The following is a 17,337-nucleotide window of genomic DNA, read 5'->3' on the forward strand; positions in this document are numbered from 1 at the left end:
AGCTATTATTTTCGGCGGCCCGAGTTTTTACGCGCAGGATGTTGAGTCGGCTGAGGCATTTTTGCGCCTGGTTGCTGGTTCTTCATCATCTGCTGGGCACGCTGCATTTGCTTGCCATTCAGGTTATAGCCCATTTGCTTCGCCATTTTCTGTAACATGTCAGGGTCGCTTTGCATTTTCTCAAGCTGTTTACGCAGGTAGAACACCCCGATGAAAAATCCACCGACCAGACCCACAATCAATGTAATAATCGGTATTACAATCTCCATCTCTTAGACACCTCTGTATGCAATATGCAATCTTAAAAAACGGATGATCAGTGCTTGTACACATCATGAATGATGAAGATTTATACCATGATGCAAACATAACACCGACCGGATTTCCTGAGAGTTATCATAGCATTTCCACACGTCCTGAGCAAACGCATTTTCCAGTTTTCCTGCTTTAAGTCAGAACACCTTCGATAAAGACCGTTGTTTGTTTTGCCAGATCGATCTCAACGACATCTAAAGAATAGCGTGTGCTACCGCGAGCCACCCGAATGATCGGTCTGCCCGGCAGACCACGGTGCTGGCGAACAATGACGCCCGTTTCCTTCGTAGACAACCGAACAGCAGTCCCGTTGGGATATACGGATACACTTTTGTTAAACTCAATCAGGATATCCCGGTCCAGCTTCGTTCCGGACATTGCCATCATCTCCTCACACGCTTCATGCGGCAGCATGCTACTGCCTGACAAACCGTTAATGAGATTATCATAGATGTTAGCCGCACTTACAATTTTGGCGAATAGATGGATATCTTTGCCCCTGATGCCTCTTGGTACACCACTGCCATCCTCATGTTCATGATGCTGTAGCGCAGTGTGTGCAACTAGCAAGCTGAACTCACGTTTATTCTTGATCACTTCAAAGCCGCGCCATGTATGATGCAGCTTTGAAGAAGGCATCGTGCCAGGAATTTCGCCTACTTTTCCAATATCATGTAACAGAGCGCCTACAGCCAGATCCTTGAGCTGATTGTAGTTGAGCCCCATATTTAACCCGATAACGGAAGACAACAAACAAACATTCATCGCATGAACATATTGTGCATTGTCTTGGGTTCGGATATCGGTTAACTGCACCAGCAGTTCTCGCCCGTTTAGCACATCATTCAATAATTTGTCTATACTGAGCGCGACTTTCTTCGGACTCCAGTCTTTCCCGGATCGTACCGCTTCAAGCGTAACGCTCATCTCATTGATAATGGCCCGTTTCGTGGCTTCATCCAGAATATCTTCTGTATCCACATCTTTAAACGCTTCATCCTGGATGTACAGCGTGGTTACCCCGATACGCTTCAGCGTATTGACCATAAACACGGTGAGTTCGACTCCGGCAGACAACAATACCGTACCGTTACTGGAGTACACTGTCTTGCCCAGAATCTCTCCCGCCTCCACGCTTTCCACGTTTACATACTTCATGAACGTCCCCCGCTCTTACGATTGCTGCTCCAAAGCGAGCAATTGCTCCTTGGTTTGCAGACCGCCTGCGTAACCCACCAGGGTGCCGTCTTTACCACTCATGCGATGACAGGGAATAATAATCGGGATTGGGTTCTTGCTAATAGCATCCAAAACTGCACGTACAGCCTTGGGCCTGCCGATCTTTTCCGCAACCTCTTGGTGGGTTAAGGCTTCTCCATAAGATATATCGGACAGAACCTCCCAAACTTGTAGCTGGAATGCAGTACCATACTGCTTAAGCTGCAAGTCAAATGTCGTTCTTTCCCCAGCAAAATACTGCCCTAGCTGCCCCGCAGCTTCGCTGAGTTTCTCTTCGTTTTTCTCATATCGGTATTCACCGACCCACGTACGGGCCCATTGTTGCAGATGAGCTTCCCGAACATGAAAAGCACCAAAATCGATATGACACAGTCCCTCATCGGTTGCACATAAGGTAAGTGTCCCGATCGGTGTCAACACCTCATCATAATACACAGGTTTGCCGTGAAGCCCGGTTACTGCAGATGGCTTCCATGCAGCTGCTTCGGATCTGCCCGAGGCGACGGACTGCTCAGGTTCACCGTCACTTTCACTTTTAATAACGTTCGCAGTCCGCTGTGTCTCCTCCCCGAACTCCGTATCTCTTGCTTGAGAAAAAGATGCTGCTTGTGTATATTGCACAGCTTCCACTGTATCTGCTTGTTGTTTCTTCACTTGCTCCGCCTGCGGTCGATCGGGTAAGGTCTCGGACGATAATAATCTCTCCTCGGCCTTCTGCAGCATACTTAGCACGTTCCCATCTTGTTCGATCGCGGCAGCTTCCCCAATAGCTCTCATGGCGTCTTCTCCTCCAATTCTACTCAGCGCCCAGGCAGCGGTTCCCCGCAGTTCCGGACGCGGATCACGCTTCAGTACCTGCGTTAGTTTCGGTACAGCGCTTTTGTCTTTGAAATTGCCCAGTGCAATGACCGCATTGCGCTGGATCGGCTTTTTGCCCCGCCAAGCGGCAGAGCTTTGACCGAAACGTTCTTTGAATTCACGGTTACCGATATCCAGTAGCGGCAACAACAAAGGCTTTACAACCTCCGGATCGGGATGAAACTCGGGATGATGATCCCAATTTTTGCCCCGATTTTTCGGACATACAATCTGACATGTATCACAACCGTACAGACGGTTGCCTATTTTCAACATAAACTCTTCATCCAGGAACCCTTTAGTCTGGGTCAGAAAAGAAATACAGCGCTGTGCATTCAATTGCCCAGGTCCAACCAGCGCGCCTGTAGGACAAGCATCGATGCATTTCGTGCATTCCCCGCAATCCTCAGTCACGGGAGTATCTGGCGGGAATGGAATGTTCGTGACAAGCTCACCGAGGAATATCCATGAACCGAATTTTGGCGAGATAATGGCGCAGTTTTTGGCACTGAACCCGATCCCCGCCCGTTGGGAGACGGCGCGATCCACAAGCGCACCTGTGTCCACCATACTTTCAATGATCGCTTCCGGTACGCGTTCACGGATGAAATTCACCAGCTTGTCCATCGCCGCGCGAAGCACCTGGTGATAATCCTGCCCCCAAGCCGAACGAGCAAAAATGCCGCGGTACGCGCCAGGCTCAGACTTCGGCGGATTGACCATTTTGGACGGATAAGCTACAGCTATGGCGATCAGGGAAGCAGGTTCGCTATCCGGGAGAGCGGGATGCACTCTTTTTTCAATATCCGGTTCTTCAAATCCTGACGCATATCCCTTATCCCGAGACTGCTCCAGCAATGACTTCAGAGAGATGAAGGGGTCCGCTGAAGCAAATCCAATATCATCTATTCCCAGTTCCGGGCCTGCCGCCTTGATCTCCTGCTTTAACGCTTCCCATACGGAGGCGGCCTGTGCTGCCCCGGTCCGTACGTTCGTCATTGTTCTTCCCTCTCTTCTATAAGGCACGTAATCTCGTTATCTTTAAACAATGAACGCCCGCCTCACTTAAGAGACCAGGCGCTGAACTATAACGATATAAGTCTTGCATACGATTAAATGTAAAGTCTACGTGCCTGTATGGTTAAACGCAAATTGCGCTTCGAAGTTGTTGTGGTCCAACATTTTACAGCTTTTTCATCTCGGAGAATGGCCAAAAAATAAACTCGGCTTTACCGACAATCTCGCTGGAAGTTATACTCCCAAACACACGGCTGTCCTTGCTTTTGCCTTCATGACGATTATCTCCCATGACGAAGAAATGATCCGATGCCAGGGTAAGCGGCCCAAAATCAGGGTCCTGTACCTCAATGTCGGTGTAACTCTCTGCCTGCTGAATACCATTTACATATAGATGATGGTCTTTGACCTCAATTGTATCTCCAGGAAGTCCAACGATTCGTTTCACCAGAAAATCTTTCTTGCCTGCATCTTCACTCGGATCACGAAGAACGATCACATCCGACCGGGCCGGTTCACCGAAATGATAGACCATCTTGTTCACAAACAGACGATCAGACTCGACCAGCGTGGGTTGCATAGACTGTCCTTTGACCATCGACAGATTAAACACAAACAGGTTAAGTAGCATCATGATCACAAAAGCCAACACAATCGTCTTCACCCAATCCCACAATTCGGCTGGCCAGGACTTCCCTGCCTGCTTGGGGACAGGCTTCTGATTTTGCTCCTCAAACGTCGAATGCTCCATAGAAGGCATATTAGAATTCAAAGAGACACCTCATTTATCAGTTTGTAGATTTATCATATAACCTTGGTCGTACTCCTTTTCAGTCTACTCTATTTGGAAGAGCGAAACAATTGGAGATGCCCACCAGCATACAGACAATTACAATCTTTTATACACGCTTTGGAAAAAAGGAAACAGGATGCATATCAGCCGCTCCCTCCTCATACAAATAGAAAGGCATATCTCTCACGCCATGATGCGTGAACAGATATGCCTAATATGAAATGAAAATCTCTTTATTTCTTTGTCTAACTACACCGAATTTACCTACATCGATTAAGCCTTGGACAAAATACTAAGTTTCTGAAAAGCACTCAGAATCTTATTGGCCCCATATCCCATTGCTTCATACAAAGGCATGGCTGCTTTGTTGTGCTCATCACCAGCCACCCAAATCTGGCTGACTTTACGCTGCTGGAACCGCTGTTCCATAGCCTCGACAAGTGTTTTACCGACGCCACGGCGACGATAGTCTGGATGAACCGCAATACGGTAGATGCATCCCTGGTTTTGATCAATCGTACCAATCAAAGCGCCCACGAGGTCTCCCTCTTCTTCCGCAACCATGATCAGGTCAGAATCCCATGACAATTGACGGGCAAACGGGCCCATCGTGTTCTCATAACACTCTTCCGATAGTGCAACCTGGAGAAGCTCCGTCATCTGGCTTGCATCACTCAACTGAAAGGAACGAACGTGCATGTTTTAAATCTCCCTTTTCGTTAGCTTAGATGAGGTTTTACCAAAAAGGGAATCCCCTTTTACCAAAAACCCGATGTTCATATAATGACAAAAAACGAGAAAATACCGCTTCTTCGTCAATTAAACCATACTTTTCTCCATAAAACACGCATTTTCTTCTGAAAGCGCTTTATTGTAAACGTTTACATTGATTTCACTTTAATTTTAACGATTTTTTCCGTCTAAATCTCATAATTTTATTCATAATGGGTAAAATATGTTTGTTATCTCTGGCCTCGCTTTTGGTTAACGGTTCGGGGGACTTAATAAACAAAAATGTTGATTAATTATCCCGAATGCGGTTTAATAATAATGGCAAGGGTATTATTACATATGTACCTTAACAACAAATCACAAAAATCTCAGGAGGTATTTCACTATGGCTTTTCAATTACCAGCACTTCCTTACGCTAACGATGCACTGGAACCACATATCGATGCACAAACGATGGAAATCCACCACGATCGCCATCACAACACTTACGTAACTAACTTGAACGCAGCTCTGGAAAGCGCTCCTGAACTGCAAAACAAAAGCTTGGAAGATCTGATCGCTAACCTGGACAGCGTGCCAGAAAGCATCCGCACAGCGGTTCGTAACAACGGTGGCGGACATGCTAACCACAGCTTGTTCTGGGAAATTATTGGACCAAACGGCGGCGGCGCACCAACAGGTGACATCGCAGCAGCAATTGATAGCGAACTGGGCGGCTTTGACAAGTTCAAAGAAGACTTCGCTAAAGCAGCTACAACTCGTTTCGGTTCTGGCTGGGCATGGCTCGTTGTAGGCAAAGATGGCAAATTGTCCATCACTAGCACACCTAACCAAGACAGCCCGCTCTTCGAAGGTCTGACTCCAGTTCTGGGTCTGGACGTATGGGAGCACGCTTACTACCTGAAATATCAAAACAAACGTCCTGATTACATCGGTGCATTCTGGAACGTAATCAACTGGGATGAAGTAAACAAACGTTACGCAGCAGCGAAATAAGACGCTGTTCGAATAAAAGAGCCTGAATCGATCCTTGTGATCGATTCAGGCTCTTTTTTGTTTATTGCTCCGTTGCCTCATCGTAGGCTCCAGCAAAATAGTTGCGAAGAAGCTTCAGAAATACATTAGGGAACGCCAGCTTCTCCATATCTTCCGGGCCGATCCATTGGTACGTGAGACCATCACCTTTGCCTGTCATTGCTTCCTGCGCCGCTTGAGCGGCGGTGGATGAAGATGATTCTGCAGCTGGTGCTGATTCTGCCATTGATGCCGCCTGTGCATGATAGGCGGCTCTGGCTTCCGCGGCGATCAGCGGAAGCTCACTGCTCTGGTCCTGCTCGGTGCACTTGTACACCTGCAGGCTCCAAACAATGTGGCTGAACACATGCTCCGCATGGGTAGCCAGCCCTTCCGGGCGGGCAGCGAAGCCTTCCGCCCACAGACTGCCGGCCAGCAAAGCCATGGCCGGCTCATCCGCCAGCGGCGCTGCCGCCTTACCCGCTGCGGCAGGCGCCGCCAGCACATGCGGCAGCTCCCACATCCGGGCCAGCAGGCCTGTCTCTGGGCGCTGGCGCACAAGCACACGGCCGCGATGAGCACCGCGGCCTTCCACCAGGGCAACCAGCCGCTGCTCAGGGCGCGGCGGCTTCGCTTTGGTCTTGACCGGCAACGTAAGCTCCCTTCCGGCAATTCTGCCGGAACATTGCTCCATCACCGGGCAAGTCAAGCAATGCGGCGCTTTGGGTGTACATACCAGCGCGCCAAGTTCCATCAGCGCCTGATTGAAATCACGCGCCCGCCCTTCCGGAATGAGCTCTCCCGCGAGCTCTTCCATCAAAACCCGGGTGCTACCCTTCATAATATCCTCATCAATGAGGAAATATCGAGACAGCACCCGCATCACATTGCCGTCCACCGCTGGTTGTGGCTGGTTGAAGGCAATGCTGAGGATAGCGCCGGCTGTATACGGGCCGACTCCTTTTAATGCAAAGACGCTCTGCTTGTCCTGCGGCATCTCTCCGCCATGCAGCTCCATAACTTGCCTTGCTGCTGCCTGAAGGTTACGCGCTCTTGAATAATATCCGAGCCCTTCCCAATTTTTCAGCACCTCTTCCTCCGGTGCCTCGGCAAGAGCCTGGACGGTCGGGAAATTCCCGATAAATCGGTTAAAATACGGAATCACCGTATCTACACGCGTCTGTTGCAACATAATCTCCGAAACCCAAGTAAAATACGGATTGTTGTGGCGACGCCACGGCAAATCCCGACGATTAATCATGTACCAATCCAGCAAATTCACGCTGAAATGTCGTTTCTGTTCTTGTAAACCCATATGCCCTTCCTTTCCTGTACCCACGTTTCTCCCGATCTCAGCGCGAGGCAATTCCTCGCCTCATTTTAAATGACGCATCTATACGTATATCACTCAAGCGGTTCACCCGCGCCCTGCTCAATGATCGCAAATGCCGCGGCCAGCTCCGTCTGATGTGTAATGCTTAGATGAATCTGGTATCTCTGACCACACGGTAGCTGAAGCCGCTCCCAGGCCTGACTGGACAAAGTAGCGACTGGACGACCGGACGGATCTGGCAACACTTCGATATCATGAAAACTCATGACAGCGCCGATCCCGCATCCGAATGCTTTGGATACCGCCTCTTTGGCCGCAAAACGCCCGGATACAAACTCCGCCATCCGTTTCCCGCGCCTAGCTGCAATTTCCTGTTCAGCCGGAGTTAAAATACGCTTCATAAATGCCTCTGCCTGGCGGCCAGACAGCAACCTGCGTAACCGTTCTATCTCTAATACATCGTTGCCAATGCCATATATCATAACGATTCACCCGCTTAATCTTTTAGGCTGTAAAAGATAATTCTTACTTCAACGAATCCGTTGCTTTCCGAACACGTATTCTATTGTAGCAGGAGGCGTGCATGGATGCGAGTACCTGTTATCCGTATTTCCACTTTTGCTAAAATTTTCTCCCTACGAAATGGCGGTAAGTTAGAACAACAAAAAGAGCCGCTGCTCAAGGCAGTGACTCTTTTTGTTAGCAACGACTCATTTGCAAAATAAAGTACGCTACTCGATTACACTTTTAAATCCGCAACCTTAGATACCAGGAATCGCATTACGTTTGTGATGTGTGCGTGTGTAAAAGGCCTCCAAACGCTCTTGCGCAGCCGGGTCAATCTGCTTGCCTTCAAGGTAATCACTGTTCGCCTCGTATGAGATGCCCAGCTCGTCCTCATCCGTTTGCCCTTCCCATAGTCCGGCCGAAGGTGCTTTGTCCAGAATGGATTGTGGCACTTTCAGGTAAGCGGCCAGCTGACGAACCTGACGTTTGTTGAGAGTGCTCAGTGGTGTGATATCCACGGCTCCGTCGCCCCATTTGGTGTAAAAGCCCGTAATCGCTTCGGATGCATGATCCGTACCTACGACCAGCAGGTTTTCTTCAAAAGAAAGCGCATATTGCATCACCATACGTGTTCTTGCTTTCACATTGCCCTTGCCTTGATGAGTCATATGTCGCGGACTGCCAAGAGATTTGAAGCCCTGCTCTACTTCCAGCGCGATTTCATTCACGGCATCCTCGATGTTTGTTTCCACAACATGCTTCAGATCGTATGCTTTGGCTACAGCATAACTATCCTGGATATCTGCTTGCTCTCCATAAGGCTGGAACACACCCAGCGTTTTGTACTCTTGATTGTTTTCCGCGGTAAGCTCGTCCGTAGCTTGTTTGCAAAGCGCTGTCGCCACAGCACTGTCAATACCGCCGCTAATGGCGATCAGCAATCCTTTGGTACCGGAATTTTTGACATACGTCTTCAGAAAATCCACACGCTTGCGTACTTCCTCAGCTTCATTAATACTCGGTTTAACCTTCAATTCAGCGATGATCTGTTGTTGCAAACTCATCGTTCATACACCCCGTTTCTACTATAATAGAATTTTGATGCTCGTTTGAAAGGTATGTTGGTGTCCAGCTAGAAAGGTTCGAATGGTTCAATAACCTGATCTGTCCAAAATGAAACGCCCCGGCATCGGGCATCCGAAGTGCGGGGCGTTCTATGAAGCGGATTAACGGCAGTAACGTTCAAACGCACTTGTCAGGTCAGCCGCGATTTCCTCTGCAGAACGATCTTCCACTTGGTGACGCTCGATAAAGTGAACGAGTTCTCCGTCTTTCAGCAAAGCGATGGACGGTGAGGATGGCGGGTATGGTGCAAAGAATTCACGCGCTTTCGCCGTAGCTTCCTTGTCTTGACCAGCAAATACGGTGTAGAGATGATCTGGTGTTAAATCGTTCTGAAGTGCTTGAGCAACCCCTGGACGACATTGACCTGCTGCACATCCGCATACAGAGTTAATTACGACCAGTGCTGTTCCTTTAGCATCAGGCAAGCTTGCTTCGACCTCTTCCGGTGTACGCAGCTCCTGGATTCCCAGACGAGTCAGCTCATCCCGCATTGGCTGAACCATATCTCTCATGTATTGATCAAATGACATCGACATTCAGTTTCACTCCTTATAATGGTTGTTCTATGATCTCGTTTGAAAAGTTAGAGGACAATAGCTATGCACCAACGAATGCGTCCATATCGAAAAAAATGGATACACGCTGTGCTATTCCTATTATACATCCCCGTGCAATGAAAGCAAGGTTCAGACAACACCTGCGGAACAGCTTTCTCTCACTTATTATGGCTATTGGTCTGGCAAAATATGCTGACGCTCTAACGTTGAAAGGCAACCTTAAACGTCGTTCCCTGCCCTTCTTCAGATTCAACGGTGATTGTGCCATTATGGCGTTCGACAATGCTCAGACACATGGATAATCCCAGTCCGGTTCCTTTTGCTTTGGTTGTATAGAATGGTTCAAATAGCTTTTCCTGCTTCACTGGCGGTATTCCCGGCCCTGTATCGTGTACACACAGTTCCACCCGGTCATCAACCATCCGCGTTTCTAAGGTAAGCACACCTTTTTCCGTCATGGCTTCCATTCCATTACGAGCAAGATTCAATACGACTTGTTTAATTTCTTTTGCATTCAGATGTAGCTTCGGCACATTATGGGCCAGCATCAGTTCGATGCTCTGACCTCGCAGATTGGCGTCTGCCCATAACAAAGGACTTAGCTCATGAATAATATCGTGTAATTGTGATTCTTCTTTTTCTGCTATACGGTTCTGAGCCAGGGACAGAAAATCATTGATAATGCTGTTGGCTCTGTCCAATTCCTCCATAACGATCCGATAATAATGATTCAGGGATTCAGGACTCTTTTCCTGCATTAACTGGAGGAACCCTCGCACCACAGCCATCGGGTTGCGCACCTCATGCGTGATGCTCGCCGCCATCTGTCCCACCAAGCTTAGACGATCCACATTATCAAGCTCACTACGCAACATCTCAAGCTCGGTAACATCCTGAATAGTAATCATAGCTCCCGAGACTTCCTTCGAGCCTTTTGCAGCATAAGCATAGATCGGCACCGTTCGGGAAAGAAATACATGCGATCCGTATCGCACGGTCAGCACACTTACTTCACCGTGAACAACCGCTTGCTGGATGCTGTGTTCCATCTTATCCGCCTGTTCTTGCTCGACAAATTGACTGGCATGTTGCCCAATCAAGTTATGCGCCAATGTACATGGAAGCTGTTCTTTTGCCGTTTGTTTCATCAGTTCGTTTACAAACACAACTTTGCCTTCGACATCTACCGTGGCTATAGAAAGAGGCACTGCATTCAAAATCTGGTGCAGTTTCTCTGTTTCACTCATGTAATGGTGATGCACTTCGGATAGTTGCTGTTCCATTCCGCGATAACGTCCCATCCGATCCAGCCACAGCTGGCTCATGCCCCCGGCAGCCAGTGCGCCTACTGTATATCCAAGTGCTGACAAAATCAGATGAAGCTTGGAATATGTGGTGTCAGGATAGACATAAACCACCCATAACAGACTCGCAACAGCTAGTTCGGCGGTAATCAGCGCGATGACCGTATTCATTTTGCGTGAACACGTATTATGCTTGAATCGTTTGGCAGACAACCATACAATAGGATAGAGAAGTATTCCCGTATGAAGAAGAAATCCGTACAGATCATAGGGATGTGCTAATAGAAAATAGAAGAGAATATGTAGAATGGACAAGGCAGCGCCTATGTGGGCTTTACAATATAGAATCGCAAGAGTAACCGGGATGATACTCAGGGATATAGGAACGGTCTCGGAACCTACGGATAATGCAAAAATCAGACAGAGTAACATACTGATGACACTTGTTGCAGCAAAGCTGAAATTGACTTTACCTGCATGATCCATCCGCATGACCTGTTGTTTGGAGAGACCCAAATATAATAAGGGAATCAGGAATACTGCCGATCCGGCCAGCAGTACTTGTAAAAGAATGTCCTTTAACGCAACCACAATGTCATCTCCTCCTCTGCCTGTACATTCCCTCATTTAATTCTGATTAAAACATAGGCGACAGCTTATTACAATATATCGCTTAAGACTGCAAAATAGAACACCGAATCACCCTGTCTGATTTCAGAAAGAGGCAGTAACAGACATTGTCTATAAAAAACAGACAAAATCAATCAAAAAGAAGGTAATTATGTATGTATGACGTTATCGTAATAGGTGGCGGTTCCGCTGGTCTGATGGCTTGTGTGGCAGCTGCCGAGCACGGAGCATCTGTGCTTTTGCTGGACAAAGGGGATCAATTAGGCCGCAAACTGGGCATCTCCGGCGGAGGACGCTGCAATGTAACCAATGCCAAAGAAACGGATGAGCTTATTCGACATATTCCGGGTAATGGACGTTTTTTATACAGCTCGTTTCAAAATCTGGACAACCAGGGCATCATGCGTTTTTTTGAAAATCTCGGCATTGCCTTGAAAGAAGAAGACAACGGAAGAATGTTCCCTGTCACGGACAAAGCCAAGACGGTTGTTGATGCGCTTGTCGGGAAAATTGTTTCTCTTGGCGTCGAGATTCGTACGAAAGAACCTGTTAAAGAGCTTATTCATAACGGTCAGCAAGTGCAGGGTGTTAAGCTAGCTTCAGGCAAAATCATTCACGGCCGCTCCGTCATTATTGCAACAGGCGGCAAATCCGTGCCGCAAACCGGTTCCACAGGTGACGGATATCCTTGGGCTGAGGCGGCTGGTCATACTATCACAGAATTGTATCCAACGGAAGTGCCAATCGTATCTGGGGAGAGCTGGATTCAGTCCAAGGAATTACAGGGCTTGTCTCTTCGTGACATTGCCCTGTCCGTACTCGATGCCAAAGGCAAAACTGTCATTTCTCACCGTGGAGATATGCTCTTCACCCATTTTGGTGTATCCGGCCCGGTTGCCCTACGCTGCAGTCAGTTTATTCGCAAAGTTCAGATGAAATCAGGGAATACACAGGTCACCATGAGTATCGACCTCTTCCCTGACTTTACCCCTGCTGCGCTGGAAGCACAAGTGAAGCAAGGCCTAGAGCAGGAGTCACGCAAGGCTGTCAAAAATATTTTGAAAACATGGGTGCCTGAACGTCTGGTTCCGCTACTGATGAAACGTGCCGAGATCGGGGACGACCTGACATTTCACCATTTCCCTAAAGGTATGTTAAACCATCTGTGCGAACTGATGAAATCCTTCACCTTCCGCGTTGACGGCACAAGATCACTTAAAGAAGCCTTTGTTACCGGAGGTGGAGTTCACTTAAAGGAAATATACCCTAAAACAATGGAATCCAAGCTGCTGCCCGGACTATTCTTTTGCGGAGAAGTACTCGATATTCACGGTTATACCGGAGGTTATAACATTACCGCTGCATTCTCTACAGGGTATACTGCGGGCATGCATGCCGCGGAGTACAGACATGTTAATGCGTAGGTAAGCTGGTGGTTGGTTGGTGTTCAGTTGCAAAGATAATTGGATAGTATGTAAGCACCTCTTGGGTAAGCGGCCTATCTATTAGCTCTGGCTTTTGGGAGATGTGTTCATGTATGAATTGCGGGCATAGTATGGACTGAGGCCCACTTATTTAAATGAAATGTTGCGTTGACTGTACTCTACTGTACTGTGTTTGTGTTGTGTTTGTTCTTGTTTGTGTTGCATTGTACTGCATTGTGTTGGTGTGGCTGACCACCCTCGTCATGAAGCAGTGCACTGCGTGCTGGGCAGGCATAAGGTTTGAATGCTAACGATCACCACGAACCTTATTCCGTGAAAATTGACTCTTTTTAAAATCTAACGATCACCAGGAACGCTATTTGCCACAAAACAGGCTTTTCCAGCTTGAAATGAGCTATTTCTACTAAAATAACGTCTCTGGAGATCGTTAGCTTTTCAAACACCTCTAAATCGTGCAAATAGCGTTTCCTGTGATCGTTAGAAAATGATCAGGTACAAACTGGCCGTTGGGACACTTACATAAAATGCATCATACGTTTGCAAAAAAAGGCACCCTATATGTCATTATCCATGACCGGGGTGCCCTTTGCTTTGTTTTAACTCTTCTTTACAGCTCTAATTGGTGTTCCAGATACACATTTCCCTCTAATGCAACATCGTTGCGGACTAGTATGTTGTTTCCCGATCTCCCCTGTTTCGTGTTCTATCCTCAAGCTTTAACACTGCCGGAAAATCCATCCGCCGAGTCATCATAAACAGGATCATCACTATAATTATGTTCGCCCTGGTCTACTCCTTGATCAACGTTTTGACCGTAATTCACCGTTTGGCTTGCGCCTCGTGCATAGCCTTCGTTCCAGTCCTCATTCACCAGATGTGCCGGAATGGATACGTTTTGGAACTGATCCAGTTGATCAACAGAAGAAGCAAACACCGCACTCCCTCCATGTGATTGCACAATCTCTACTGCGGATTGCGGGTCCTGCCGATCCGTCGGAATATATAATTCAAGTGGTGCAGATTGATATGGCTTATAGCCTAATTCCTCCAAGGTTGCTTTTGCCTCAAGCAGTGCCGAAGGATCGGAAAAATGTACTTGAAGCTCACCGTTATCCATCATGCTCTATTCCTCCTCACTATAGATAATTCTATCCTCAGTCTGTGAAACCTATTAAAATCAAGACATCCATGAATCCAGAGATACATAAACAGGACGCCCTAATATTCATGTGCTTCACATCCCTTTTCTTCTATAGCATGGGCAGTTAAACCAAGTGATATGCGCCTCGGATAGCAAATTCCTTTCACTCATCGTGATGCAAAAACAAATTATGAACGAGTCTGTCTGATCAAGCCTGCAACGGACACTGAACCATAACCCAATGCCACTGTGCATGCAGCCGTCAGAAAACCGGAAATCCAGTCCAGCCAGAACACTCCCATGACATACCCCATCAGCGCAACAAGTGGAAGCAACAACATACGCACCATGATGGAGCTTGCCTCATGCAACGCAGCAGAATCATACGTGACAAGCTGGACATACTCCGACGTAGCCAATCCATCCCAAGCACGGTACAACATCACGGTTAGCATAATAACCAGTAACCCACATAAGATGACATTGACCGGAAACGGCGGCAAAGCTACTGCTACGATAGACAACCCACCCAGTTGCAGAATCAATTTCAACGTCTCGGAATTCCGAAAAAATGCTTTAAACGCGATCTCTGCTGTCCGATTCGGAATGGAGCGTTTACGAAATAGTTTGCGAGGTTTACGAAAAACAATTGTTCGTGTCTGTGGAGACTTGGGCTTGCTCACGGCCTGACTTAACATCAGTGCTGTTAACCTGAGTCTGCTTCGCAAATCCTCACGCACATCGCCTTCAAATGTACCTTTCATACGTAATCTCATCTGGATCATCGTAATGAGCAGCAACAGAACGGCGGCAATACTGAGCATGATTTTCCACGTATACATGTCCCCTAACATCCAAGCTGATGTGCGGACAGTCATCCATCCCATGGCGATCACAAGTGAGGCCAATGAGAGCCAGCGCCGCCATCCCGTATATCGAACTTTGATAGTATGTATAGCAATGACTTGAAGTGACGCTACGGTTCCCAACCAGAAACATGTCAGCACAATCTGTAAAAGAGACATTTCATACACACGAACGAATAGCGGTGCAACCACTGCAGTAATAAGTATCATTTTTCCAAGTTGTAACACCGTCAACCGTACAAGTCCTCGCATGATCAGAGTTCGCATCCAGACCCTTCTCGATTTCAGGAACAATACATCGGCTTCTTCGATAAAAAGAAGAACTCCACCCGTCAGGATGATCAGTTCGATAATCCCTGTTAGTAAAGGGAATGATATGCCCCCGCTTGCCCATGCTGGCAATGCTTTTGTCCACAGACTGACGTAGTAGCCGATAAAATATAACATTCCTGGAACTAGCAGATACAGCCAGACTGTCCAGTCCACCACAAGCTTGAGATTGCGCCATTGTTCCCGAAGATGCTCTCTCTTTCTTCTCTGATATAGAAGATGCGGGGTATAACGTTTGGGCTCCACCATCAGGCCTCTCCTCTCTTCAATCGGATGTTAACGTGTCAAAACAATCAAACAACGACGCTTCCGGCATTTCCGCCGTAGCCCGAATCTCATCCAACGTTCCTTCCGCAGCCGACCTGCCGGCAGCAATCAGAATGAAACGGTCACAGATCCGTTCCGCCGTATCCAGCACATGTGTAGACATTAACACGCCCGCCCCGCGGCGGCGCTCATCATCAAGTAATTTCAGAAAGTCCTTCGTTGCACGCGGATCTAAACCGATAAATGGCTCGTCCACAATATAGATATCCGGTGAGGAGAGAAATCCGATCATGAGCATCATTTTCTGACGCATGCCCTTCGAGAAACTCGCTGGGAGATCATTACGGACATGATCCATACCAAAACGGACTAACAATTCCTCTGCTCTCGCAACAAACACTTCTTCTTCTATTTCATACGCTGCAGCAGCTAGATCAAGATGTTCCCACAAGGTCATATACTCGTAAAAAACAGGCTGTTCGGGAATGTAGGCATAACGCCCTTCCCCACCAATGGTTACATCATAATCGGCATGCTCCAGCAGGCCAAGCAATGTTTTAATGGTTGTACTTTTACCCGCGCCATTAGGCCCGATAATCCCGACCAACTCTCCCGGTGCCACGTGCATCCGAATATTCCGGATCGTAGACTGTCCTGGCGCGTAACCAGCTTCGCGAATATGTACGTTCAGAATGGAGTCGGGTAAAGCTGTTTCTTCCATCGATGCATGCTGCATGGCTTAACACTCCTGTTCTTGTCCTTTTTATACGTGATGAACTATTTATATTGTAAATGAGTTTTGTTTATCATGTTTGATCAAATTGAGCAAAAAGTGGGCAAACAAAAACAATAAACCATTAAAACTCCATGATTTATTGCTCATACATTCTTTGATCCCTATTATGTTTTCTCCTCAGACCAACAGTGAGTTTGAATCATCGAAGTAAGATCTTCAAATGAATATTTGTGGTTGACCATATCAACCGTAAAATTCTCAGCTAAGGCCTGTTCCATTTTAAAGTAAATATGATTGTAACGTAAAAACATGACTAATGCAGTAAAGGCTGTTCGTTTATTCGCATTATGAAAAGGATGGTTTTGACCTAACGACTGAAAAATTGCAGCCGCCTTCTCATAGACTGTCGGAGACGCTTCGTCACCAAAAGCAGATGATTGCGGTCTAAGAACAGCAGATTCAAGCAGATTAGAATCTTTTACACCAATCTGCTCTCCCGGGCTATACCGTTTTATCATCGCAACATTAATCGCAATTACTTCTTGAATATTTAAATAACGAATGAGACTCATCTGTCTTTAAGACCTTTCAGAGTTCGATCATACTCATCCATAACAGAAGCTAACGTATCCATAAAATCATTACTTATTCCGTTAGGCAGATTTACCTTGACCGACTTTTTAATAATAATTTCTCCGCTCGTTTGGTCGACCTCTACCTGAACCATATCTCCTTGTTCAAGTCCGATTTGCTTGAATGCTTCTGTCATCGTTATTCCAAGGCTGTTACCAAATTTCGTTACTTTTCGTTCCATCTCTCTCACCCTACTCACTTAGATTCCTCCTATAATTATACTATTCAACTGTTATAACAATTATACTATGATTCACCCATTGTATTTGGTTAAATATAAAAAAAGAAGCAGGGGCTCCGGAGCCACTGCTTCTTCATATTACAGTGAAAAACTCATATTATCGATTGCTCTCCACCATGGTCATCGTTTCGCTTTCTGCATCCGCTTTCGCGTTCAGACCCAGATCCAGCATGCCACGGCTTTCGCTGGCATAGCTGCTGCTTGCGGTACGCTCACGGTCGTTCACGTTACTGTTGCGTTCGGATTGAGCCAT

Annotated in this window: 18 protein-coding genes; 3 read left to right on the forward strand and 15 right to left on the reverse strand. The window is 47.2% G+C overall.

Annotated features, from left to right (window positions below; genetic code table 11):
- Nucleotides 1–5 precede the first annotated feature (5 nt).
- From H7T88_RS27035 to H7T88_RS27055, 5 genes are all read right to left on the reverse strand, one after another.
- Entirely contained in the window at nt 6–269 is a 264-nt protein-coding gene (locus tag H7T88_RS27035) for a YneF family protein (protein WP_123066848.1), read from the reverse strand.
- 178 nt (nt 270–447) lie between these two features.
- Nucleotides 448–1,473, reverse strand: coding sequence for an HD-GYP domain-containing protein (locus H7T88_RS27040; protein WP_154960399.1), 1,026 nt, complete (start codon nt 1,471–1,473; stop codon nt 448–450).
- 15 nt (nt 1,474–1,488) lie between these two features.
- Entirely contained in the window at nt 1,489–3,411 is a 1,923-nt protein-coding gene (gene queG / locus H7T88_RS27045) for a tRNA epoxyqueuosine(34) reductase QueG (protein WP_221791450.1), read from the reverse strand.
- A 184-nt stretch (nt 3,412–3,595) separates the two neighbouring features.
- Nucleotides 3,596–4,180 (reverse strand): signal peptidase I, encoded by a 585-nt coding sequence (gene lepB, locus H7T88_RS27050; protein ID WP_221791467.1) that lies wholly within the window; start codon nt 4,178–4,180, stop codon nt 3,596–3,598.
- Nucleotides 4,181–4,495: 315 nt separating this feature from the next.
- A complete protein-coding gene (locus tag H7T88_RS27055; protein WP_090924581.1) occupies nt 4,496–4,921 on the reverse strand; it encodes a GNAT family N-acetyltransferase in 426 nt (141 codons plus the stop codon).
- A gap of 418 nt (nt 4,922–5,339) precedes the next feature.
- Here H7T88_RS27055 and H7T88_RS27060 point away from each other — a divergent pair, with 418 nt between their 5' ends.
- The gene (locus H7T88_RS27060) at nt 5,340–5,951 is read left to right on the forward strand and encodes a superoxide dismutase (protein ID WP_123066845.1); all 612 of its coding nucleotides are present in this window, start codon (nt 5,340–5,342) and stop codon (nt 5,949–5,951) included.
- A 61-nt stretch (nt 5,952–6,012) separates the two neighbouring features.
- Here the strand turns inward: H7T88_RS27060 and mutY are convergent, their stop codons facing one another.
- Both mutY and acpS read right to left on the reverse strand, forming a co-directional pair.
- Entirely contained in the window at nt 6,013–7,284 is a 1,272-nt protein-coding gene (gene mutY / locus H7T88_RS27065) for an A/G-specific adenine glycosylase (protein WP_221791452.1), read from the reverse strand.
- Nucleotides 7,285–7,373: 89 nt separating this feature from the next.
- Nucleotides 7,374–7,784 carry a holo-ACP synthase gene (gene acpS / locus H7T88_RS27070; protein ID WP_221791454.1) on the reverse strand — a complete coding sequence of 137 codons (411 nt, stop codon included), beginning with the start codon at nt 7,782–7,784 and terminating at the stop codon, nt 7,374–7,376.
- A 105-nt stretch (nt 7,785–7,889) separates the two neighbouring features.
- Between acpS and H7T88_RS27075 the strand changes: the two genes are divergently transcribed.
- Nucleotides 7,890–8,027 (forward strand): hypothetical protein, encoded by a 138-nt coding sequence (locus H7T88_RS27075; RefSeq protein WP_221791456.1) that lies wholly within the window; start codon nt 7,890–7,892, stop codon nt 8,025–8,027.
- A 36-nt stretch (nt 8,028–8,063) separates the two neighbouring features.
- Here H7T88_RS27075 and nadE read toward each other — a convergent pair whose 3' ends face one another.
- From nadE to H7T88_RS27090, 3 genes are all read right to left on the reverse strand, one after another.
- Nucleotides 8,064–8,873, reverse strand: coding sequence for an NAD(+) synthase (nadE, locus tag H7T88_RS27080; RefSeq protein WP_090924930.1), 810 nt, complete (start codon nt 8,871–8,873; stop codon nt 8,064–8,066).
- Between the two features lie 162 nt (nt 8,874–9,035).
- A complete protein-coding gene (locus H7T88_RS27085; protein WP_090924929.1) occupies nt 9,036–9,470 on the reverse strand; it encodes a BrxA/BrxB family bacilliredoxin in 435 nt (144 codons plus the stop codon).
- Nucleotides 9,471–9,691: 221 nt separating this feature from the next.
- Nucleotides 9,692–11,386: a two-component system sensor histidine kinase NtrB gene (locus tag H7T88_RS27090; protein ID WP_312027665.1), complete on the reverse strand. Its 1,695-nt coding sequence runs from the start codon at nt 11,384–11,386 to the stop codon at nt 9,692–9,694.
- A 194-nt stretch (nt 11,387–11,580) separates the two neighbouring features.
- On the opposite strand from H7T88_RS27090, the gene H7T88_RS27095 reads away from it, so the two are divergent.
- The gene (locus H7T88_RS27095) at nt 11,581–12,849 is read left to right on the forward strand and encodes a BaiN/RdsA family NAD(P)/FAD-dependent oxidoreductase (RefSeq protein WP_154985869.1); all 1,269 of its coding nucleotides are present in this window, start codon (nt 11,581–11,583) and stop codon (nt 12,847–12,849) included.
- A gap of 730 nt (nt 12,850–13,579) precedes the next feature.
- Here H7T88_RS27095 and H7T88_RS27100 read toward each other — a convergent pair.
- The 5 genes from H7T88_RS27100 to H7T88_RS27120 form a co-directional block, all read right to left on the reverse strand.
- On the reverse strand, nt 13,580–13,990 hold the full coding sequence (locus H7T88_RS27100; protein ID WP_154985868.1) for a hypothetical protein: 411 nt from the start codon (nt 13,988–13,990) through the stop codon (nt 13,580–13,582).
- 209 nt (nt 13,991–14,199) lie between these two features.
- Nucleotides 14,200–15,456 (reverse strand): ABC transporter permease, encoded by a 1,257-nt coding sequence (locus H7T88_RS27105; RefSeq protein WP_221791458.1) that lies wholly within the window; start codon nt 15,454–15,456, stop codon nt 14,200–14,202.
- Nucleotides 15,457–15,472: 16 nt separating this feature from the next.
- Entirely contained in the window at nt 15,473–16,210 is a 738-nt protein-coding gene (locus H7T88_RS27110; RefSeq protein ID WP_253497657.1) for an ABC transporter ATP-binding protein, read from the reverse strand.
- Between the two features lie 164 nt (nt 16,211–16,374).
- Nucleotides 16,375–16,782 (reverse strand): type II toxin-antitoxin system death-on-curing family toxin, encoded by a 408-nt coding sequence (locus tag H7T88_RS27115; RefSeq protein WP_221791460.1) that lies wholly within the window; start codon nt 16,780–16,782, stop codon nt 16,375–16,377.
- Nucleotides 16,779–17,024: an AbrB/MazE/SpoVT family DNA-binding domain-containing protein gene (locus H7T88_RS27120; protein ID WP_260511177.1), complete on the reverse strand. Its 246-nt coding sequence runs from the start codon at nt 17,022–17,024 to the stop codon at nt 16,779–16,781. The genes H7T88_RS27115 and H7T88_RS27120 overlap by 4 nt, the downstream gene beginning before the upstream one ends.
- Nucleotides 17,025–17,337: the final 313 nt, after the last annotated feature.

This window comes from Paenibacillus cucumis (ex Kampfer et al. 2016) (assembly GCF_019748695.1).
Lineage (GTDB): Bacteria > Bacillota > Bacilli > Paenibacillales > Paenibacillaceae > Paenibacillus > Paenibacillus polysaccharolyticus.